General features: G+C 68.9%; 22 protein-coding genes and 3 pseudogenes. 11 read left to right on the top strand and 14 right to left on the bottom strand.

Translation table 11 applies throughout. The features are described from left to right. Nucleotides 1–22: 22 nt before the first annotated feature. A complete protein-coding gene (locus LRS10_RS08225; RefSeq protein WP_257836817.1) occupies nt 23–1075 on the top strand; it encodes a deoxyhypusine synthase in 1053 nt (350 codons plus the stop codon). Between the two features lie 40 nt (nt 1076–1115). On the opposite strand, the gene LRS10_RS08220 is transcribed toward LRS10_RS08225, so the two are convergent. The 4 genes from LRS10_RS08220 to LRS10_RS08205 all read right to left on the bottom strand — a co-directional run bounded on the left by LRS10_RS08220 (nt 1116) and on the right by LRS10_RS08205 (nt 3306). Next, the gene (locus tag LRS10_RS08220) at nt 1116–1427 is read right to left on the bottom strand and encodes an EthD family reductase (protein ID WP_257836816.1); all 312 of its coding nucleotides are present in this window, start codon (nt 1425–1427) and stop codon (nt 1116–1118) included. 63 nt (nt 1428–1490) lie between these two features. Further along, nucleotides 1491–1901: a VOC family protein gene (locus LRS10_RS08215; protein ID WP_257836815.1), complete on the bottom strand. Its 411-nt coding sequence runs from the start codon at nt 1899–1901 to the stop codon at nt 1491–1493. Nucleotides 1902–1918: 17 nt separating this feature from the next. Next, entirely contained in the window at nt 1919–2752 is an 834-nt protein-coding gene (locus tag LRS10_RS08210) for a TIGR00266 family protein (protein ID WP_257836814.1), read from the bottom strand. A gap of 41 nt (nt 2753–2793) precedes the next feature. Next, nucleotides 2794–3306, bottom strand: coding sequence for a MarR family winged helix-turn-helix transcriptional regulator (locus tag LRS10_RS08205; protein ID WP_257836813.1), 513 nt, complete (start codon nt 3304–3306; stop codon nt 2794–2796). Between the two features lie 244 nt (nt 3307–3550). On the opposite strand from LRS10_RS08205, the gene LRS10_RS08200 reads away from it, so the two are divergent. Continuing rightward, nucleotides 3551–3991 (top strand): hypothetical protein, encoded by a 441-nt coding sequence (locus LRS10_RS08200; RefSeq protein WP_257836812.1) that lies wholly within the window; start codon nt 3551–3553, stop codon nt 3989–3991. 38 nt (nt 3992–4029) lie between these two features. Here the strand turns inward: LRS10_RS08200 and LRS10_RS08195 are convergent, their stop codons facing one another. Further along, complete coding sequence (locus LRS10_RS08195; RefSeq protein WP_257836811.1) at nt 4030–4788, bottom strand: molybdopterin-binding protein; 759 nt, start codon at nt 4786–4788, stop codon at nt 4030–4032. Continuing rightward, entirely contained in the window at nt 4785–5606 is an 822-nt protein-coding gene (locus LRS10_RS08190; protein ID WP_257836810.1) for a cytochrome b/b6 domain-containing protein, read from the bottom strand. Before LRS10_RS08190 ends, LRS10_RS08195 begins: the two co-directional genes overlap by 4 nt. A 129-nt stretch (nt 5607–5735) precedes the next feature. On the opposite strand from LRS10_RS08190, the gene LRS10_RS08185 reads away from it, so the two are divergent. The 3 genes from LRS10_RS08185 to LRS10_RS24430 are packed head-to-tail and all read left to right on the top strand — an operon-like array spanning nt 5736 to nt 6962. Then, nucleotides 5736–5990 (top strand): hypothetical protein, encoded by a 255-nt coding sequence (locus LRS10_RS08185; RefSeq protein ID WP_257836809.1) that lies wholly within the window; start codon nt 5736–5738, stop codon nt 5988–5990. A 53-nt stretch (nt 5991–6043) separates the two neighbouring features. Further along, nucleotides 6044–6445: a thioesterase family protein gene (locus LRS10_RS24435; protein WP_308237939.1), complete on the top strand. Its 402-nt coding sequence runs from the start codon at nt 6044–6046 to the stop codon at nt 6443–6445. Nucleotides 6446–6461: 16 nt separating this feature from the next. Further along, complete coding sequence (locus LRS10_RS24430; RefSeq protein WP_308237938.1) at nt 6462–6962, top strand: thioesterase family protein; 501 nt, start codon at nt 6462–6464, stop codon at nt 6960–6962. Here LRS10_RS24430 and LRS10_RS08175 read toward each other — a convergent pair. Beyond that, nucleotides 6943–7821 (bottom strand): alpha/beta fold hydrolase, encoded by an 879-nt coding sequence (locus LRS10_RS08175; RefSeq protein ID WP_257836808.1) that lies wholly within the window; start codon nt 7819–7821, stop codon nt 6943–6945. The two genes, LRS10_RS24430 and LRS10_RS08175, sit on opposite strands and share 20 nt — an antisense overlap. A gap of 29 nt (nt 7822–7850) precedes the next feature. Continuing rightward, nucleotides 7851–9125: an MFS transporter gene (locus LRS10_RS08170; protein ID WP_257836807.1), complete on the bottom strand. Its 1275-nt coding sequence runs from the start codon at nt 9123–9125 to the stop codon at nt 7851–7853. 66 nt (nt 9126–9191) lie between these two features. Between LRS10_RS08170 and LRS10_RS08165 the strand changes: the two genes are divergently transcribed. Together LRS10_RS08165 and LRS10_RS08160 are read left to right on the top strand one after the other, a co-directional pair. After that, entirely contained in the window at nt 9192–9782 is a 591-nt protein-coding gene (locus LRS10_RS08165) for a TetR/AcrR family transcriptional regulator (protein WP_257836806.1), read from the top strand. Then, complete coding sequence (locus LRS10_RS08160) at nt 9779–10237, top strand: DUF488 family protein (protein ID WP_257836805.1); 459 nt, start codon at nt 9779–9781, stop codon at nt 10235–10237. The genes LRS10_RS08165 and LRS10_RS08160 overlap by 4 nt, the downstream gene beginning before the upstream one ends. Here the strand turns inward: LRS10_RS08160 and LRS10_RS24425 are convergent. The 5 genes and pseudogenes from LRS10_RS24425 to LRS10_RS08150 all read right to left on the bottom strand — a co-directional run bounded on the left by LRS10_RS24425 (nt 10234) and on the right by LRS10_RS08150 (nt 12293). Further along, entirely contained in the window at nt 10234–10647 is a 414-nt protein-coding gene (locus LRS10_RS24425; RefSeq protein WP_308237937.1) for a pentapeptide repeat-containing protein, read from the bottom strand. The two genes, LRS10_RS08160 and LRS10_RS24425, sit on opposite strands and share 4 nt — an antisense overlap. A 16-nt stretch (nt 10648–10663) precedes the next feature. Next, complete coding sequence (locus LRS10_RS24420; RefSeq protein WP_308237936.1) at nt 10664–11005, bottom strand: pentapeptide repeat-containing protein; 342 nt, start codon at nt 11003–11005, stop codon at nt 10664–10666. 175 nt (nt 11006–11180) lie between these two features. Beyond that, a pseudogene (locus tag LRS10_RS24415) lies at nt 11181–11231 on the bottom strand (hypothetical protein); the annotation flags it as partial. A 25-nt stretch (nt 11232–11256) separates the two neighbouring features. Then, nucleotides 11257–11451: pseudogene (locus LRS10_RS24410) on the bottom strand (pentapeptide repeat-containing protein); the annotation flags it as partial. A gap of 167 nt (nt 11452–11618) precedes the next feature. Beyond that, nucleotides 11619–12293, bottom strand: coding sequence for a CHAP domain-containing protein (locus LRS10_RS08150; RefSeq protein WP_257836804.1), 675 nt, complete (start codon nt 12291–12293; stop codon nt 11619–11621). A gap of 499 nt (nt 12294–12792) precedes the next feature. Between LRS10_RS08150 and LRS10_RS08145 the strand changes: the two genes are divergently transcribed. Continuing rightward, nucleotides 12793–13590 carry a TerC family protein gene (locus tag LRS10_RS08145; protein WP_257836803.1) on the top strand — a complete coding sequence of 266 codons (798 nt, stop codon included), beginning with the start codon at nt 12793–12795 and terminating at the stop codon, nt 13588–13590. Between the two features lie 3 nt (nt 13591–13593). On the opposite strand, the pseudogene LRS10_RS08140 reads toward LRS10_RS08145, so the two are convergent. Then, nucleotides 13594–15755 (bottom strand): annotated as a pseudogene (locus tag LRS10_RS08140) (primosomal protein N'). Between the two features lie 62 nt (nt 15756–15817). Here LRS10_RS08140 and fsa point away from each other — a divergent pair. The 3 genes from fsa to LRS10_RS08125 are packed head-to-tail and all read left to right on the top strand — an operon-like array spanning nt 15818 to nt 18079. Continuing rightward, nucleotides 15818–16471 (top strand): fructose-6-phosphate aldolase, encoded by a 654-nt coding sequence (gene fsa / locus LRS10_RS08135; protein WP_257839113.1) that lies wholly within the window; start codon nt 15818–15820, stop codon nt 16469–16471. A gap of 13 nt (nt 16472–16484) precedes the next feature. Then, complete coding sequence (locus LRS10_RS08130) at nt 16485–17168, top strand: DUF484 family protein (protein WP_257836802.1); 684 nt, start codon at nt 16485–16487, stop codon at nt 17166–17168. Next, nucleotides 17153–18079, top strand: coding sequence for a tyrosine recombinase XerC (locus LRS10_RS08125; protein ID WP_257836801.1), 927 nt, complete (start codon nt 17153–17155; stop codon nt 18077–18079). The genes LRS10_RS08130 and LRS10_RS08125 overlap by 16 nt, the downstream gene beginning before the upstream one ends. The last annotated feature ends 1 nt before the right edge of the window (nt 18080 follow it).

Below are 18080 nucleotides of genomic sequence, written 5' to 3'. Positions count from 1 at the left end.
AAACCCAAAGGGAACTTTGAGAATGAACGCTCCCGTGAACTCGAACCGCAAAGCCGAGCTTCTCGCGAACACCGTCGAGCACGTGGCGATCGACCAGTACGACGCCCGGCCGATCATCGATTCCATGCGCAAGATGAGCTTCACGAGCCGCGACACGGCGCGTGCGGCCGACATCTGGCAGATGTCGCTCGAGGATCAGGACTGCTCGACCTGGCTGACGCTCGCCGGCTCCACGTCGGCCGGCGGCTGCATGCACATCTACCGGGACATGGTGAAGTACGGGATGATCGATGCGATCGTCGCGACCGGCGCCTCGATCGTCGACATGGACTTCTTCGAAGCCCTCGGCTTCAAGCACTATCAGGCCCAGTCGAACGTCGACGACCGCGACCTGCGCGACCTCTACATCGACCGCATCTACGACACCTACATCGACGAGGAAGAGCTGCAGGCCTGCGATGCGACGATCTACGAGATCGCCGAACAGCTGGAACCGCGCCCCTACTCGAGCCGCGAGTTCATCTATGAGATGGGCAAGTGGCTGGCCGCCGGCAACGCGAAGAAGCCCGACAGCCTGATCGAGGTGGCCTATCGCGAAGGCGTGCCGATCTTCTGCCCGGCGTTCGTCGACTCCTCGGCGGGCTTCGGTCTCGTGAAGCACCAGGTCGAGCGCATGAAGGCCGGCAAGCCCTACATGACGATCGATGCGATCGCCGACTTCCGCGAACTGACCGACATCAAGCTGAAGGCGGGCGCGACCGGCCTCTTCATGGTGGGCGGCGGCGTGCCGAAGAACTTCGCGCAGGACACCGTGGTCTGCGCCGAGATCCTCGGCCACGAGGTCGACATGCACAAGTACGCCATCCAGATCACGGTGGCGGACGTGCGTGACGGCGCCTGCTCGTCCTCGACGCTCAAGGAGGCCTGCTCCTGGGGCAAGGTGGACGTGACCTGGGAGCAGATGGTGTTCGCGGAGGCCACGACGGTGGTGCCGCTGATCGCCTCCAACGCCTGGCACCTCGGCGCCTGGAAGACCCGGAAGAAGCGTCGCTGGAACGACCTCTTCACGAAGTAGTACGGAACGGCCCCGGATCACTCCCGGGGCCGTTTTCGCATCAGCTCGCCAGGCTCAGCTGCCGGTTCGGCGCGATGTCGGTGAAGTTGGCGATGTCGCCCACCACTTCCGCCGCGCGCGGACCGCCCATGCTCTTCTGGAGCGCCTCGGGGCTCTCGAACACCAGGTTGGCGATCGCCACGTACGGCGGCTTCGAACCGTCCGGGCCGGGCAGCCCCTGCAACACCTGCACCGACGTCAGGCCGGTCGGGCCGAAGGCTTCCTTCACCAGCGGGATATGGGTGGCGTTGTAGTAGTCCATGTCGAACTTCCCACCTTCGGTGGTGGGATACATCACGCTGACGACGATCATCTGGCTTCCTCCGGCCGGTTGTGCGGCGGAGCTAAACCCCTCTGACCCTCCGGAAGGAAAGCCTCAGTCCTGAGGCAGGATCTGTGGATTGTAGGCGACCTCCCACAGATGACCGTCCGGGTCCTGGAAGACGCCGCTGTAGCCGCCCCAGTTGGTCCTCTGGCCCGGCTTGGTGATGACCGCCCCGGCGGCCTTCGCAGTCTCCAGCACCTCGTCGGCCTCGGCTTCGCTTCGCACGTTGTGCGCCAGCATGGCATCGGATGGGCTGCGCGGCGTCACGCCGATATTGGCGTCCGCGGCCAGGGAGGTCCGGGGCCAGAGCGCCAGCTTCAGCCCCGGCTGCAGGTCGAAGAAGGCGACGGCCCCGTTCTCGAGTTCCTCGCCCACGATGCCCTCCGTCGGGAACCCCAGGCCGTCGCGGTAGAACGCGACGGCCGCCTCGAGATCATCGACGCCTAGGGTGATGAGGGTCACGTAGGGCTTCATCGCCACTAGCGGTTGCCGCCGATCAGGTCGCCCAACCCGCCCAGCACGGAGCCCTCACCGCGGTTCTGGCCGCCTGTGGCGCCGGCGGCGGCCAGCATCCGGCCGGCGAGCCGCGAGAACGGCAGCGACTGGACCCAGACCTTGCCTGGCCCGCGGAGCCTGGCGAAGAACAGGCCTTCGCCCCCGAAGATGACGCTCTTCACGCCGCCCGCCATGACGAGATCGAAGTCGACGCTGGGCGTGTAGGCGGCCAGGCAGCCGGTATCGACGTGGATCTCTTCGCCCGGCCCCAGCTCGCGCTCGACCACCGTGCCGCCCATCTGGACGAACACCCAGCCGTCGCCATCCAGGCGCTGCATGATGAAGCCCTCGCCGCCGAACAGGCCTGTCATGATCCGGCGCTGGAACTGGACGCCGATGGAGACGCCGCGGGCGGCGGCCAGGAAGCTGTCCTTCTGGCAGATCAGCGTCCCGCCGAGGTCCGCGAGGTGCAGCGGCAGGATCGCGCCGGGCGTCGGCGAGGCGAACGCCACCTTGGCCTTGCCTTGGCCCTGGTGCGTGAAGACGGTGGTGAAGAGGCTCTCGCCGGTGATCAGCCGCTTGCCGGCCCCCAGCAGCTTGCCCATGAAGCCCGCGCCCTGGCCGCCCGAGCCGTCTCCGAACACGGTGGTCATCTCGACACTGGCGTCCTTCCAGACCAACGCGCCCGCCTCGGCGACCGCGCTCTCGCCCGGGTCGAGCTCGATCTCGACGAACTGGAGCTCCTGTCCCTTTATCTCGAAATCCACATCGTCGGCGACGCCGGCGCTGCGGTGATGGGTCCAGGGGCTGGGGGTCATGGCGGGCTCCTCGATTGAGAGGCGCCAATCTAAGGCGCCCGCTACCGGCGGGAAGGGGGCGCGGGATGCATTTCGATGATGCGCCGAGCCCCGGCGCGGTGTCCCACCAGCCGCTCGAGCACGCCCTCGGCGAGCTCCTCGGCGGCGGCCACGGCGTCAGGCTCGATCCCGGCCAGGAGGCGCGCCCCGAGCTCGCGGACCTGGAGCAGCACCTCGCAGCGGACGGCCATGCCCTCGGTGGTCAGCGCAAGTTCGGTCAGCCGACGGTCGTAGGCCACCTCGGAACGGGTGAGCAGACCCCGCTCGGCCAGCTTGTCGGCCGCGCGGGAGAGCGCCGTGCGATCGATCGCCAACGCGTCGGCCACCTCGTGCATGGTCCGCACCTTGAGCCAGCCGAGCCCCAACAGGATCCGCCATTGCTGGAGGGTCAGCCCATGCGGGCGAAGGATGTCCTCGATGACCCTGTTACGCCGTTCCATCATCTGGAAAAGCAGGAAGAAGACCCGTGCGCCGCCGTCGATCGTGTGTGGCTCGGTATCGGCCTTGCTCTGCATGCCGCCCCTTCGGTTGATCCCCTGGCCCGCGCCTGACCGAATCACGACGGGACCTCGCCTTGGTTCGCGTTATCGCTATCGGCAGGGAAGGGCCTGACTGCCCAAACTGGGCGCCTCACAAATCAGGGTTGCTTGACCCGCGGTGTCAGCCGCCTACCTAAGCGGCGCGGCCTCGCGGCTTGCCTTTGTGTGTGCGTTTCGCGGATGTCCGTCGATCAGACGGCAAAAACACTGGAGCCCCGCCATGGCGGCCCCCATCGAAGCGCTCCTCACCGAGCGTTACCCTGCCGTCGCCGCGCGCGTGCTCGCGCCGCTGATCGACACCATGGCCCTGGCGCGCGAGGAGCACGGCGACCTCGACCGCCTGCTGATCCTGCTGACGCTCGCGCAGCGCGCCTATACCGAGCCGGCGGTCGCCGAGGCCCTGCTCACCCAACGGGCGACGCCCGACCTCACTCCACGGGCCACGAATATCCTGTCCCTCGCCCAGGCCATTCATCTTCCGAAAGAGACAGTCCGCCGCAAGCTGAACGAGCTGATCGAGATGGGTTGCGCCGTGCGCCAGTCGCGGGGGGTGGCGATCACGCCGGAAGGCGTACGGCAGCTCAGGAATGTCCGCGCATCGCTGATCCGGATGATCGCCGCGCATCACGAGATCGTCGAGCGGCTGAAGCTGGCGGCCTGAGCCACCGAACCGACCCCAGGCACAGGCGGCTCGCCGCGTCAGATCCCGGCATACCACTCATAGCCGCGGTCCTCCCAGAAGCCGCCCTTGCCGCCATGCAGATGGGCGAAGCTTTCCACCGCCTCGATGCGCATGACGTACTTGGCGTGCTTGTAGCCGAGCTGCCGTTCGACCCGCAGACGCACCGGGGCGCCGTGGGCGACCGGCAACGGCGCATCGTTCATGTCGTAGGCGAGGATCGTCTGAGGGTGCCGCGCATCGACGAGGTCGATGCTCTCGTAGTAGCGGCCGTCCGGGCCGGGGGCGAGGGTGTCGGCGCAGTGAAAGACGAGGTAGCGCGCCTGCGGCTGCAGGCCGGCCCTTTCGAGCAGCGGCCCCAGCCTCGCGCCGGTCCACTTGCCGATGGAGGACCAGCCCTCCACGCAGTCGTGGCGGGTGATCTGGGTCCGCGCCGGCGCGGCGCGCAGCTCGGCCAAGCTGAGCGAGAGCGGTCGCTCCACCAGGCCGTCGATCACCAGGCGGTAGCCCGCGAATCCTGCGTCGCGCAGGGCGATGTAGCCGGCGTCGGTCGGACTGCGGGTGCCATTGGCGCGGAAGTCGGGCGAGATCATGCGGGCGGGGAATTCGCGCGCCAGCGCGTCACGGTTAGTCACCGCGCGCTGCGCCTGGCGGCTGAGGTTCTCGGCGCTGCCGATGAAGCCCATGAACTTCGGGTTCCTCGTGAGCCGGTCGCAGGCGCCCACCCACAGGCCTATCGTCGCCGCGCCGGCGGCCCTCAGCCAGTTGCGGCGGTTCACGGCCGGATCTCCTCGTCGATGGCGTAGCGGCCGGTGACCATCGAGCGGATGTTGTTCCAGGCGCCCGACGCCACGACCATCACAATGTGCACGACCACGAAGAGCACGACCGCGCCGGCCGTCAGGAAGTGCACGCTCCGCGCTCCTTGGCGGCCGCCGAAGAGGTCGATCAGCCAGGGGACCGTGGCATTGAAGCCCGGCGACATGCAGAGCCCCGTCAGCACCATCAGCGGCAGCAGCACGAAGGCGACGGCGAGGTACGAGCCCTTCTGCAGAACGTTGTAGGTCCGCGCCGCCTCACCCTTCGGGAACCTCAGCCTGGCGTGCGCGCCGATCTCCTGCAGCACATGCCTCAGGCGCAGCTGCTCCCGGCTCGGCAGCAGATTGCGCCGCAGGTGGCCGCTGATGAGGGTGGTCGCGAGATAGACCGCGCCGTTGATCACGAACAGCCAAGCGAAGAAGAAGTGCCACCGCCGGCCGCTCGCCAGGTCGCGCCAGCTCGGGATGGTCGCCCAGCCCGGGAACGCCTGGTTTCGACGGTCGCCCTCGAACCCCGTCCAGCCGAGGACGCCCGTGGTGTCGGCGAAGCGGTCGCCGATCGTAGTGATGCCGCGCGGGCCGTCGGCGGTCTCCACCATGCGGATCGCCAGCCATGGCTCGGCGAAGGTCGAGCTGTGTCCCCAGTAGAGCGCCGGATGGGCGTTGAAGATCTGAAGGCCGCTCATCAGGAGCAGGCTGACCGCCAGCACATTGATCCAGTGGGTGACCCGGACCACCGGCCCGTGGCGCTGGACCAGGATGCGCTTCGCTCTCGCCATGGACTCTCCCCTCGGCGCTACCTTGCCACAGTCACGATACGGCTGCGACGCCGCACAGGACGCCGGCGCTCCCGGAACATCGGCCCGGCGCGGGCGCTTTCGTCTGCGATGCGACAGGAGGAGATCCACATGGCCGGCGACGACAACATCCAGAGCGAAGGCCGCCGCGAGAATGCGGCCCAGCCGTTGAACGCGGCTGACGACAAGGGCGGGCCCGAACGCTACCCCGCCGTGCGCCAGGACGACGCGGTGGACGGAGAAGATCGCAGCTTCGCCGCGGGAAACCCAGAGCCGCGGCAAGGCGCGGGCGATTCGAGCGTCCCGCATTCCGCCAATGAGGGGCGGATGGGTCCGGGGGCCGATCCCGTCGAAGGCAAGCGCTAGCGGTGACCGCCGAGGCTTCCTAAGCTCTCCCCGCAAGGCGGGGAGAGTTTCGCGTGACGACGGGCGGGGTGGAGGTCTGGCGGGGCAGTGTGGCCGCCTGGGAATGCGATCACATGGGCCACATGAACGTCGGCTTCTACGTCGCCAAGGCTAGCGAGGGGCTCGTCGGGCTGGCCGCCGAACTTGGCATGCCGCACGCCTTCGCGCCCGACGCCAGCGCCACCCTGATCGTCCGGGACCAGCACATCCGCTTCCTGAAAGAGGCGCGTCCCGGGGCCGCGCTGCACATGACCGGAGGCGTCGTCGAGGTCGATGAGGACACGGCGCGGCTGGCCTTCCTGATGCATCACGGCGACGGCGCCTTCGCGGCCAGTTTCCAGACCCTCGTGGCGCACGCGACGCCGCGGGACGGCCGCGCCTTCCCCTGGCCCGAGCGGGATCCGCCGCCGGCTTGAAGCCTTGAGGATGCGCGTGCCGGAACCGGCCGCGCCGCGATCCATCCGCCTTGATCCCGTGGAGAGCCAGGCCAGCCTCGGGCGCGCCGACGAACTGGGCCTGAAGCGCACGGCGCTCGGCGCCATCCGCGACGTCGACTGCGACGCGTTCGGCCGGATGCGGACCGAGCTGATGATGGCGCGGATCTCCGATGGCATCCCGCATTTCTTCGAGGGCAAGCGACCTGGCGCCGGAGACGACCGCAAGGTCGGCGGCGCCGCCCTGGAGTACCGGCTGCTGCACCTCGACTGGCCGCGGGCCGGAGACCGAGTGGAGTTGCGGTCAGGCTCTGCGGGCGGCGACGCGCGGTTCCGGCGACTGGTCCACTGGCTGGTCGACCCGACCAGCGGTCGGGCCTGGGGCTCGGCCGAGGCGATCGCCGTTTCCTTCGACCTCGAGACGCGGAAGATGATCTCGCTGTCGGATGACGAACTCGCCCGCGTCGAAGCCGACGCCGTCAGCGGACTTTCGCTGTAGCCGACAGCAGTTCACGCGCCAGATCCGGCCGCTCCATCGGCAGGAAGTGGGTCGTGCCGGAGACCGTCTCGACCGAGATGCGACCGGTCGCCTCGAGCTCGGTCTGATGGGCCTCGATCCGGCACGTGGAGTCCGCCTCGGCCCGCAGGATCCGGATCGGGCAACGCGTGGCGAGAAAGGCGGCGAACGGATCGTAGTTGTGGGTGGCGTAACTGGCCGCTTCCCAGAACGGTGCGCAGGCGAGCGTCACCTCGCCCGCCGGGGCCGACCGAAACCCTGCCTCGACGTAGTCGGCCAGCTGCTCGGGAGCCCAGGTCCGGAAGGCGCCGCGGCCAAGGTAGGCCTCATAGGCCGCCTGCTTGCTCGGGAACTCGGCGCGACGGCGACGCGCCCCCAGATAGAGCGGCGAAGCGTCTGTGCCTCTCGAGGCGATGGCCGAGTCGAAGATCACCGGATCCAAGAGGCCCAGAGCTCGCACGCGATCCGGCGAATGGGCCGCCGCCAATAGGCTGGAAGTGCCGCCCATCGAGTGGCCCGCCAGCGCCACAGGCCCGTCGGTGGCGGCCTCCAGGAAGGCCAGCAGGTCGTCGCGGAACATGTTCCAGCCGCCATGCGCCTCAGGATCCGCCGGCAGCGTCGAGGCGCCGTGGCCCCGCAGGTCGATGGCTAGGATCCGCAGCTTGTCCGCCAGCGGCGCCAGCAGTGTGCGGTAGGTGCGCGCGTTGAACCCGTTGGCATGGGAGAACACGAGATCGACCGACCGGTCTTCCGGGCCAAAGTCCAGATAGGCGATGTCGCCGCCGCGGCTCGGCAGGGACTGGCGGCGGACGCGCGGTTCGAGCTGCACCATCGTGTTCATCAGCAACCTATAGGGACCTTGACGCGGGGTCAGGCAGCCGCGACCTGCGGATCAGGCGACGAGCGGCCGATCCAGAGCGCCGCCGCGCCAGCCGCGAGACCCAGGAGGCCGGCCAGCACGAAGGCCTCGAGGTAGCGGCCCTGCAGGTCACGCAGAAAGCCGCCGAGGAACGCCGCGGTCGCCGCCCCGGTCTGATGGCCTACGGCCACCCAGCCAAAGACGATGGGGGCGTTCTTTTCGCCGAAGTGTTCGTTCGCCAGCCGCACGGTCGGCGGCACGGTGGCCAGCCAGTCCAGTCCGTAGAACACTGCGAAGACGCTGAGGCTGACCACGTTGAACTCCAGGAACGGCAGAGCCATCAGCGAAAGGCCGCGCAGCGAGTAGTAGATGAACAGCAGGCGGCGCGGGTCGTAGCGGTCGGTGAGCCAGCCGGACGCCGTCGTGCCCACCATGTCGAACAAGCCCATGAGCGCCAGCAACATGCCCGCCTGAACGAGCACCAGACCCTTGTCGCCGCAGAACGAGATCAGATGGGTGCCGACAAGACCGTTGGTGGTGAAGCCGCAGACCCAGAAGGTGGCGAACAGTAGCCAGAAGGCCGGCGTGCGCGCCGCCTGGGCCAGCACGGAAAGCGCCAGCTTGATGCTGTCCGCCGGCCGGCCGCGCGGCGCGTCGGCCGGCTCCTCCGCGGCGCCATAGGGCCGCTGACCGATATCCGCGGGTTTCTCGGGCATCAGGAAGAAGACGAGGGGGATCAGCGCGGCGGCGGCCAACGAGACGGCGATCACCACCGGCCGCCACCCGCCGGCCTGGGCGAGTGCGGCCATGCCGGGCAGGAAGATCAGCGAGCCCGTCGCCGTACTGGCGGAAAGCAGGCCCATCACCAGACCTCGCTGGGTCGCGAACCAGCGGTTGACGACTGCGGCGCCGAGGACGAGGGCCACAGCGCCCGAACCGAGACCGGAGAGCACGCCCCAGGTAAGCAGGAAGTGCCAGGGCTCTGTCATGAACAGGCTGAGGCCTGTGGAGGCGCTCATCAGCGCGAGCCCCGCGAGCAGGGTGCGCTTCAGGCCCAGCGTCTGCATCAGCGCCGCGGCGAACGGACCGACAAGCCCGTAGAGGAATATGCCGAGAGCGGCGGCGACGGAGAGCTCGCGCCGCTCCCATCCGAAGCCCTCATGCAAGGGCGTGAGCAGCACGCCGGGCGCCGAGCGGAGGCCTGCCGCAGCAAGCAGTGCGAGGAATGTCACCCCCGCCACGACCCAGGCATAGTTCTGGCCGAAAGGCCGGCGCGCTGCTATCATGTTACTAACCGGTACGTTCCAGCGCCGGAACTTACGTACCGATCGGTAACCCCGTCAAGCCGCACCATGAAGAGATCCTCTGACACCGCCGCCAGAGCCGCTGATCGCATCTTCGACAGCGCCCGCGAGCTGTTCTACCGCGAAGGCACCCGCGCCGTAGGCGTAGACGAGATCGTATCGCGAGCCGGCGCGACGAAGCCCACGCTCTACCGCAGCTTCGAAAGCAAGGATCAGCTGATCGCCGCCTATCTGCGCGACCAAGGCAACCACTTCTGGAGCTATTTCGACGCCGCCGCCGAGGCCCATCCTGGCGATCCCAGGGCGCAGATCCTGGCCTATCTCGAGGGGCTCGCCGGCCGTGCGGACGTCGCCGGCTATCGCGGCTGCGGCCTCACCAATGCCGTCGTGGAGTACCCGGACCCGACGCACCCCGGCCGCCAGGTCGCCGTCGAACACAAGACGGAGCTCCGCGAAAGGCTCCGCGGCATGGCCCGTGAGATCGGCGCGCGGCAACCCGACGCGCTGGCGGACGCTCTCCTGTTGCTGATCGAGGGCGTGTTCGTCTCGAGCCAGCTGTTCGGCCCCGGTGGCCCGGCGACGGCGGTCACCGCGGCGGCCGAGGCCCTGTTCGACGCCTACGGCGCGGAGACGCGATGACGAAGACGCCGCTTGCCACCATCGGCTACGAGGCCGCGCCCCAGGCCGCGGTGATCGAGACCCTCAAGCAGGCCGGTGTCGAGGTGCTGATCGATGTCCGCGCTATCGCCGCGTCGCGTCGGGCGGGATTCTCCAAGGGCCTGCTGTCGTCCAGCCTCGAGGACGCCGGAATCCAGTACGTGCACCTGCGCGGCCTGGGCACGCCGAAGGCCGGTCGCGACGCCGCGCGCAAGGGTCGGACGGCCGAGATGACCGCCATCTTCGAGGAACATCTGAAGGAGCCGCAGGCCCAGCTTGATCTGGCCAGGGCCATCGAGATCGCTAAGGACAAGAAGGCCGCCCTGCTTTGCTACGAGGCGGAGGCCTGCGGATGCCACCGGCGCATCGTGGCTCAGCGGATGTGCGAGGCTGTCGAGTTCGAGGTCGAGGACCTGAGGCCCAGCCGGCCCGCTTAGACTTCCATCTCCGCGCCGGTGAGGTCGCAGCCGGCCATCCGCGCCCCCTTCAGGTCCGCTTCCAGGAACCGGGCCTTGGTGGCCGAGGCGCCGCGCAGGTCGGCGGCCCGCAGCGTCGCGCGGGTCAGATCCGTGCGCACGAAGCGGCCCGGCGCGATCATCAGGGGGCCCATTTTCGCGCCCCGCAGGTCCGCGCGGATGAGTTGGGCGTCGGTGAGCTTGGCTCCCCGCAGATCGGCATCACGCAGGACGGCGCCGCGGAAATCACAGCCCGTCAGATCGGCGCCTTGGAGCTGGGCGCCTTCCAGATCCATGCCGAAGAATATCGAACGCGGCGCCATCAGCGCGGTGAGCTTGCGGCGCTTGAGCGCCCGCAGCGGCCGGAAGTCGACCTGATCCAGCTTGACCACGGCCCCGCGCGCGCCGTCAGACTCCGCAATAGGCCTCGTGGTCGGCCAGCACCTCGTCGAGCGAGCGGTCGTCCACATAGACGATGGGCGGCGGAGCCCGGAGCACCTCCGACAGATCCACGTCATCCAGCCGAGCCTGGTCGAGGTTCACGCCGGCCAGCACGGCGCGTTTCATCGATGCGCCCGTGAGGTCCGCCCCGCCGAGATCTGCGCCGGAGAGGTCCGCGCCATCGAGCACGGCGCGCGTCAGCCGGGCGCCGGCGAGCACGGCCCCAGCCAGGTTGGCGTCGGTGAAGTCGCTGGCGATGGCCAGGGTTCCGGCCATCTGGGCGCCGGCGAGGTTCGCCCCAGACAGCACGGCGTAGTTCAGCTCGCCTGGCCGATGCTCGTGGCGAAGGATCCGGAAGCCGTCCAGCTTGTCCTGCAGGGCGATGCGCCCCTCGCGCAGGTCGCAACCGGCCAGTTCGGCCCCGGCAAGGTTCGCCCCCCTTCAGGCAGGCGCCACGCAGGTCGGCTCGCTTCAGGTTGGCCCCTCGCAGATCGGCCTCGCGCAGGTCGGCCCCGAACAGGATGGCGCGCGCCATGTTCGCCCGGGGAGAGCATCGCGCCCTCCAGCTTCGCGCCGGCGAGGTCGGCGTCGCGCAGGTCGACCCCTTCCAGCGAACAGTTGGAGAGATCGCCGTAGGGCAGGGAGAACCGACGGCCGCCAGAACGGCCGGCCAGATAGCGCTGATGCGCATCCAGCGCCTCTTTCAGCGTCTGCGCGTCGATCGCCAGATGGTGCTGTTGGGCTTGGCTCTGCATGGGACCTTCGAAAGGCACCATGCTCGCGCGGCGCTTAAGGAACGGTTTCGCGACAACCCTAAGCGGCGGTTACGGTCCGCCGCACGACGCGAAGTACAACGCGGGCGCGAGGCGTCGACAACGCCGCCGCGGCCGAGATGTAGACGCCTCCGTCGCCTGGCCGAGGATCAGCTGCCGGGGGTTTCGCCGCGCGCCGCGGCCGCGATGAGGGCCGCAATCCGGTCGGTGGAGTCCGCCGCCTGGCTTAGCACGCCCATCGGGCCCGAGCCGGGACGCACGGCGGCGCCCATCTGGCTGGCCGCCGACTGTGCGACGGCGATCATGCCGTTCTGGACCTTCGTCAGGCCCGACGCCGCCATCATCTTGGCCGTCGCATCCGGATAGATGAAGCCATGCGTGGGATAGGTGGAGCCGCCCAGGTCCTTGGTCGGGTCGTACCAAACCTTCACCTGGCTCCAGTCGCCATTCGCCGAAACGTCGACGACGGTGACGTCCTTCTCGACCTTCCCGCGCGAGCCCTCGATCGGCGACCAGTTGGCGTGGGTGATCTGCACGACGCGCTCGGTCAGCACCTGGCTGACGACGGCGACGTGTCCGAGTTGCATGCGCGAGGTCGGCTTGAAGCACAGGACCGCGCCGGCGCGCGGCTGAAAGCCCGTTTCATACTTGCCCGAGGCCTGACCCCACCAGGTGCGCGCGTCGCCGAAAATCTGGATGCCGGAGATCAGGCGCGCGAACGGCACGCACTGCCAGTAGGTATCGGCGATCGCACCGGCAGGCGCGAAGGCCACGACGGCCGCGGCGGCCAGGGAACCCACGAGGGTCCTCGTCCGTTTGCGCATGTTTGGGCTACTCCCCGACACTGGGCGAAGGGATAACCCTATCCGGACTTGAGTGAAAAGAGGGTTTACGCGGGTGCGACGTCGTGTGGCGGCGACTTATCCACAGGATGAGCCCTCGCGCCGGACGAATGTCCACGACGTGGCGCAGAACTCGCAGGGCGCGGCGCCGTTCATATTCCTAAATTTAAGCATGATATGCCATATCATGGTCGACAGCATTCGTATTTAAGCTGACGAACACCACACTCTCAGCCTAGATTTTACTTACAATTATTCAGATCGTCTTTCGCGATATAGCTGAAACAAAGAGTAACAAGAGCTCACGGCGGCGGCTGGATTGCTTTTCGGTAATGTCACGAGGGCGCGCGCGCCGATCGGCGGGCGTGTGATTTTCCGCCCATGGCGCCGAAAAATATGGCGCCGCCGCTGGAGGCACGTGTGGGCTAGGCGTGGAACGCCGATGCGCTATCTAGCTCCGGAACACTAGGAGAGCCTGTTCATGGACATCGCCGCTCTGCTGAGCGATCCGGCCGCCTGGGCCGCCCTCATCACGCTCATCGTGATGGAAGTGGTGCTGGGGATCGACAACCTGATCTTCATCTCGATCCTGTCCAACAAGTTGCCCGAGCATCAGCGCGCCAAGGCGCGGCGGATCGGCATCATGATGGCCCTGGTCATGCGACTGGCCCTGCTCTCCACCCTCGCCTTCATCGTGGGACTCGTGCAGCCGGTGTTCACGCTGCCCTGGCAAGGCCCGATCGGTGAGCATGGCGAACCGATGTGGGAACTGGCCTTCTCGTGGCGCGACATCATCCTCATCGCGGGCGGCCTGTTCCTGGTCTGGAAGGCGACCACCGAGATCCACGAGAAGGTCGAGCCCGGGGACGGCCATGGCGTCATGGACACCGGCGGCAGGGTCGTGACGAACATGGGCGCCGCCATCTTCCAGATCATCCTTCTGGACCTGGTGTTCTCGATCGACTCGATCCTGACCGCGGTCGGCATGACCGACCACCTGCCGATCATGTTCGCGGCGGTGATCATCACGGTGATCCTGATGCTGGTGGCGGCCAATCCTCTGGCCAACTTCATCAACAACAACCCGACGGTGGTGATGCTGGCCCTGGGTTTCCTGCTGATGATCGGCGCGGTCCTGATCGCCGACGGCTTCGGCTTCCACGTGCCCAAGGGCTACATCTACGCCGCCATGGCGTTCTCGGCAGCCGCCGAGGGCCTCAACATGCTGGCCCGGAAGGCGACCAGCAAGAAGGCGATCGCCGCCGACACGAAGCACTAGGCGCTACAGGAAGCTGTACGGGTCGATGTCGATGGCCACCCGGATCTGCCCGGGTGGCCGCACCCTCGCGCGCCAGGCCGCCATGTAGGCTGAGAGATCGACCCCCGGTCGGCGCGCACCAGGAAGCGCTTGCGGCGGCGGCCGCGCACCAGGCCCAGCGGCGCATCGGCCGGCCCGTACACCTCCACCCCCGGCGTGTTGGGCGCAGCCTGGGCCATGGTCTGCATGAACGCTTCGAGCTGGCCCGCGTCGGGGCCCGAGGCGATCACCGCCGCCAGCCGTCCAAAGGGCGGCAGCCCGGCCAGTTCGCGCTCGGCCATCTCGGCCTCGACGAACGCATCGCGATCCTGCGCCTTGAGCGCCTGCATCACGGCGTGTTCCGGCGCGTAGGTCTGCAGCAACGCCCGGCCCGGGCGATCCTTGCGCCCGGCGCGCCCCGTCGCCTGGGCCAGCAGCTGGTAGGTCCGCTCGGCGGCGCGCAGGTCGCCGCCGCGGAGGCCGAGGTCGGCGTCGACCACGCCCACAAGGGTCAGCTTCGGGAAGTTGTGGCCCTTTGCGGCGGCTTGAGTCGCTACCAGGATGTCGATCTCGCCCTCGGCCATGCTCTCCACCAGCCGCCGCGCCTCGCGGGCGTCGAAGATCGTGTCCGACGAGAAGACCGCAACTCGCGCCTCCGGAAACAGGTGACGCGCCTCCTCCTCGACACGCTCAACACCGGGTCCGATCGAGACGAGGCTGTCTTTCGCCCCGCAGTGAGGGCAGGCCGCAGGTTTCGGCATGGAGAAGCCGGTCAGATGGCAGACCAGGCGGCCGGAGTAGCGGTGCTCGACCAGCCAGCTGTCGGTGTCGGGCGCCGTCATGCGCTCACCGCAGGCCTTGCACAACACCAGCGGCGCGTAGCCCCGGCGGTTCAGGAACAGGAGGGTCTGCTCGCCGCGCGCGAAGGTCTCGCGCATGGCGGCGACCAGCGGCGGCGACAACCAGCGCCCGGTCTCGGGCGGCGTCTCGCGAAGGTCGATCAGCTCGATGTCGGGCAGCCGGGCGGCGCCGTGGCGCGCCGACAAGCGCAGCCATCTGTAGCGGCCGACCTCGGCGTTCCTGAGGCTTTCCAGCGACGGCGTCGCCGAGGCCAGGATCACGGCCGCGCCCTCGATCTTGCCCCGAGCCACCGCGAGGTCGCGGCCCTGGTAGATGAAGCCGTCCTCCTGCTTGAACGAGCCGTCGTGCTCCTCGTCGACGACAATGAGGCTCAGCTTGCGAAATGGCAGGAACAGCGCGGAGCGGGCGCCGACCACGATGCGGCAGTCGCCGGACGCCACTGCCTCCCAGACGCGCCGGCGCGCAGGCGGCGTCACGTCGGAATGCCACTCTCCAGGCCGGGCCCCGAAACGCTGGGTCACCCGCGCGATCACGGCCTGGGTCAGCGCGATCTCGGGCAGTAGGATCAGCACCTGGGCCTGCGGGTCGGACGCCAGGGCGGCGGCGGCGGCCTCGAGATAGACCTCGGTCTTGCCCGAACCGGTGACGCCGTCCAGCAGGGCCACCTCGAACCGGCCCCCAGCCGCCATCTCCGACAGCGCGGTCGCCGCGGCCGCCTGACTGGCGCTGAGCGTTGCGCCTCTCCGGCCGAGGTCCGGGACCTCGAACCGAATGTCCGGCGTCACCAGCTGCTCGGCGAGGCAGCCCTCGTCGACCAGCCCCTTGACCACGCCGGGCGACACCCCAGCGGCGCGGGCGAGGTCGGCGCCGGATCGCGGGCCTGCCGCGGCCGCTTCCAGCACCTTGGCGCGCGCCGGCGTCGCCCGGGCGGGCGCCCTGCCCGTCGCCGCAAGCACCCGCGTCGGCTTCGGCCTCGGCGCGCGGGCGCCGCGAAGCGCAATCGCCAGCGGCGCGCCGGGGACGTCGACCGCGTAGCGCGCCGCCCACTGCACGAACTCCACAGTCCCCGGCGGCAAGACGGGCTCGTCGAGGCGTTCGGCCACCGCCTTGAGCGGGCGGTTGCCGCCGGTCCCGTCTCGCAGGGCCGTGACCACGCCGCGGATCAGGCGGGGCCCCAGCGGCACAGCCACCTGATCGCCGAGGCCGAGCGCCATCCCTTCGGGCTCTTCGTAGTCGAAGGCCTCGGGCAGCGGCATGGGTATAAGGACGGAGGCGATGCGGCTCATCAGGGGTTCGCTCCACCCCTCTTGGCGGCTACAAGCGGCCCGAACAAGCCCAAGGTATGCCGATGCAGCTCTTCCTCGACACCACCGACGTCGCCGTCCTGAAGGACCTCGCCGCCACCGGCCTGGTCGACGGCGTGACGACCAATCCGTCGCTGATCGCCAAGTCCGGCCGCAACATGCTGGAGGTGATCGCCGAGATCTGCGGCATCGTAGAGGGCCCCGTGAGCGCCGAAGTCGCCGCCGTCGACGTCGAGACGATGCTGGCCGAAGGCCGCAAGCTCGCCGGCGTGGCCCCGAACGTGGTGGTCAAGGTGCCGCTGACCCGCGAGGGCCTGATTGCGACGGCGGAATTCTGCGCCGAAGGCATCCAGACCAACGTCACCCTGTGCTTCTCGGCCGCCCAGGCGCTGCTCGCCGCCAAGGCCGGCGCCACCTACATCAGCCCCTTCATCGGCCGCCTGGACGACCACGGCGCCGAGGGGATGGAGCTGATCTCCGAAATCCGCGCGATCTATGACAACTACGACTACGACACCGAAATCCTGGCCGCCTCGATCCGTACGCCTAAGCACGTGACGGAAGCGGCGCTTGCCGGAGCCGACTGCGCCACCATCCCGCCCGACGTCTTCCAGGCGCTCTTCAAGCACCCGTTAACCGAAAAGGGGCTTCAACAATTCCTCGCGGATTGGGCCAAGACCGGCCAGTCCATCTTGTGAGGGGTTAACCACGATGGACGGCAGCCAGGGCGACATGTTCGGGGCCCCGCTGGAGCCGTCTGCCGTCCGGCGCTTCCTGGCCGACAATCCCGAGTTCATCCGTGACGATGACGGCCTGCTGGCCGAGCTCGGCCTGAAGGTCGCCGCCGGCAATGTCGTCGACTTCGGGCCTGCCGCGCTCGCCCGGGTGCATGCCGCCCATCAACGGGAAGCCGAAATGCGCCAGCTCCTCGAGGAAACGGCGCGCGCCAATTTCTCGGCCCAGGCCCAGACCCACGGCGCCGTCGTCGACCTGCTGGACGCCCGCAACCATTCGGACCTCGCGTGGCGCGTCGACGATCTCGCCCGCACCCGCTTCGGTCTCGCCGCGGGCGTGGTCGCCCTGGAGACGGACGGACGATCGCCAGCTGGCTGGCGGCCGTTGGTCGAGGGCCAGGTGGACATGATCCTGGGCGGGACGCAGCGCCTGGCCCGCATGGGCTTCGCACCCACGGCGCTCGGCCTGTTCGGCGAAGGCGCTGAGGCGATCCAGTCTATGGCCATGGTCCGCATGGCGATCTGGGAGCCCTCGCGCACAGGGCTTCTCGCGTTCGGCTCGCACGATCCTGAGGGCTTCACCCCGGACATGGGCACGGAACTCGTGGCCTTCCTGGCCCGCGTCGTCGAGCGTACGGCGGAGCGATGGCCGCTCCTCTGAGCGCAAGCCAGGCTCGGGCGGCATGGCTCGAGCACCTGGCCAAAGAGCGCCGCAGCTCGCCGCGAACGCTGGAGGCGTACGGCTTCGCCGCCGGCCGCTACATCTCGTTCCTGGAGCAGCATCGCGGCGAGAGCCTCTCAGTCCAGGATCTGGGCGGGATCACAGCCGGCGAGGTCCGCGCGTGGCTCGCCCATCTGCGGGCCGGGGAGACGCCGCTCTCCCCCCGATCGCTCAGTCAGGCCCTGTCGGCGATCCGCACCTTCCACCGCTTCGTCGACCGCCGGCTCGACACCCCCAACGCGGCGATCGCCCTGGTGCGCGGCCCCCGCGTCAGGCCGGGCGCGCCGCGGCCGGTCACGGAGGATCAGGCGATCGGCCTTATCGCCGAACCGGCGCTGGATCCCGACCGCGAAGATTGGGAGGCCTCGCGTGATCAGGCGGTTCTGACCCTCCTCTACGGTTGCGGCCTGCGCATCTCCGAAGCGTTGTCGCTGAAACGCCGTGACGCGCCGATCTCCGAACAGCTGCGGATCACCGGCAAGGGCGCCAAGACCCGCATCGTCCCGGCGCTCCCGGCCGTACGGCAGGCCGTGGACGACTACCTGGCCGCCGTCCCGTTCGGCCTGTCGCCGGACGAGCCGCTGTTCCGCGCAAGGCGCGGCGGTCCGCTCAGCCCTCGCCATGTGCAGGCGACCGTCCAGAGGCTCAGAGGCCGGCTCGGCCTGCCGGCCAGCGCCACGCCGCACGCGCTGCGGCACTCATTCGCCACGCACCTGCTCGCCGGGGGCGCCGATCTGCGCTCGATCCAGGAACTGCTGGGCCACGCGTCGCTGTCGACGACCCAGCGCTACACCGAGGTCGACGCGGCCGCCCTGCTCAGCGCCTACGCCTCAGCGCACCCGCGCGCGTGAG

Source organism: Phenylobacterium sp. J426 (assembly GCF_024699945.1).
In the GTDB taxonomy this organism is placed as follows: domain Bacteria; phylum Pseudomonadota; class Alphaproteobacteria; order Caulobacterales; family Caulobacteraceae; genus Phenylobacterium.
This window is presented reverse-complemented; position numbering and strand designations above follow the sequence as displayed.

What these genes read in the sequence shown, in the direction of transcription:
- LRS10_RS08145 (WP_257836803.1), top strand. Translation starts at nt 12,793, where the DNA reads ATGGACATCGCCGCTCTGCTGAGCGATCCGGCCGCCTGGGCCGCCCTC.
- LRS10_RS08165 (WP_257836806.1), top strand. Translation starts at nt 9,192, where the DNA reads ATGAAGAGATCCTCTGACACCGCCGCCAGAGCCGCTGATCGCATCTTC.
- LRS10_RS08200 (WP_257836812.1), top strand. Translation starts at nt 3,551, where the DNA reads ATGGCGGCCCCCATCGAAGCGCTCCTCACCGAGCGTTACCCTGCCGTC.
- LRS10_RS08125 (WP_257836801.1), top strand. Translation starts at nt 17,153, where the DNA reads ATGGCCGCTCCTCTGAGCGCAAGCCAGGCTCGGGCGGCATGGCTCGAG.
- LRS10_RS08225 (WP_257836817.1), top strand. Translation starts at nt 23, where the DNA reads ATGAACGCTCCCGTGAACTCGAACCGCAAAGCCGAGCTTCTCGCGAAC.
- LRS10_RS08170 (WP_257836807.1), bottom strand. Translation starts at nt 9,125, where the DNA reads ATGATAGCAGCGCGCCGGCCTTTCGGCCAGAACTATGCCTGGGTCGTG.
- LRS10_RS08185 (WP_257836809.1), top strand. Translation starts at nt 5,736, where the DNA reads ATGGCCGGCGACGACAACATCCAGAGCGAAGGCCGCCGCGAGAATGCG.
- fsa (WP_257839113.1), top strand. Translation starts at nt 15,818, where the DNA reads ATGCAGCTCTTCCTCGACACCACCGACGTCGCCGTCCTGAAGGACCTC.
- LRS10_RS08150 (WP_257836804.1), bottom strand. Translation starts at nt 12,293, where the DNA reads ATGCGCAAACGGACGAGGACCCTCGTGGGTTCCCTGGCCGCCGCGGCC.
- LRS10_RS08175 (WP_257836808.1), bottom strand. Translation starts at nt 7,821, where the DNA reads ATGAACACGATGGTGCAGCTCGAACCGCGCGTCCGCCGCCAGTCCCTG.
- LRS10_RS08130 (WP_257836802.1), top strand. Translation starts at nt 16,485, where the DNA reads ATGGACGGCAGCCAGGGCGACATGTTCGGGGCCCCGCTGGAGCCGTCT.
- LRS10_RS08220 (WP_257836816.1), bottom strand. Translation starts at nt 1,427, where the DNA reads ATGATCGTCGTCAGCGTGATGTATCCCACCACCGAAGGTGGGAAGTTC.
- LRS10_RS08205 (WP_257836813.1), bottom strand. Translation starts at nt 3,306, where the DNA reads ATGCAGAGCAAGGCCGATACCGAGCCACACACGATCGACGGCGGCGCA.
- LRS10_RS08190 (WP_257836810.1), bottom strand. Translation starts at nt 5,606, where the DNA reads ATGGCGAGAGCGAAGCGCATCCTGGTCCAGCGCCACGGGCCGGTGGTC.
- LRS10_RS08160 (WP_257836805.1), top strand. Translation starts at nt 9,779, where the DNA reads ATGACGAAGACGCCGCTTGCCACCATCGGCTACGAGGCCGCGCCCCAG.
- LRS10_RS08210 (WP_257836814.1), bottom strand. Translation starts at nt 2,752, where the DNA reads ATGACCCCCAGCCCCTGGACCCATCACCGCAGCGCCGGCGTCGCCGAC.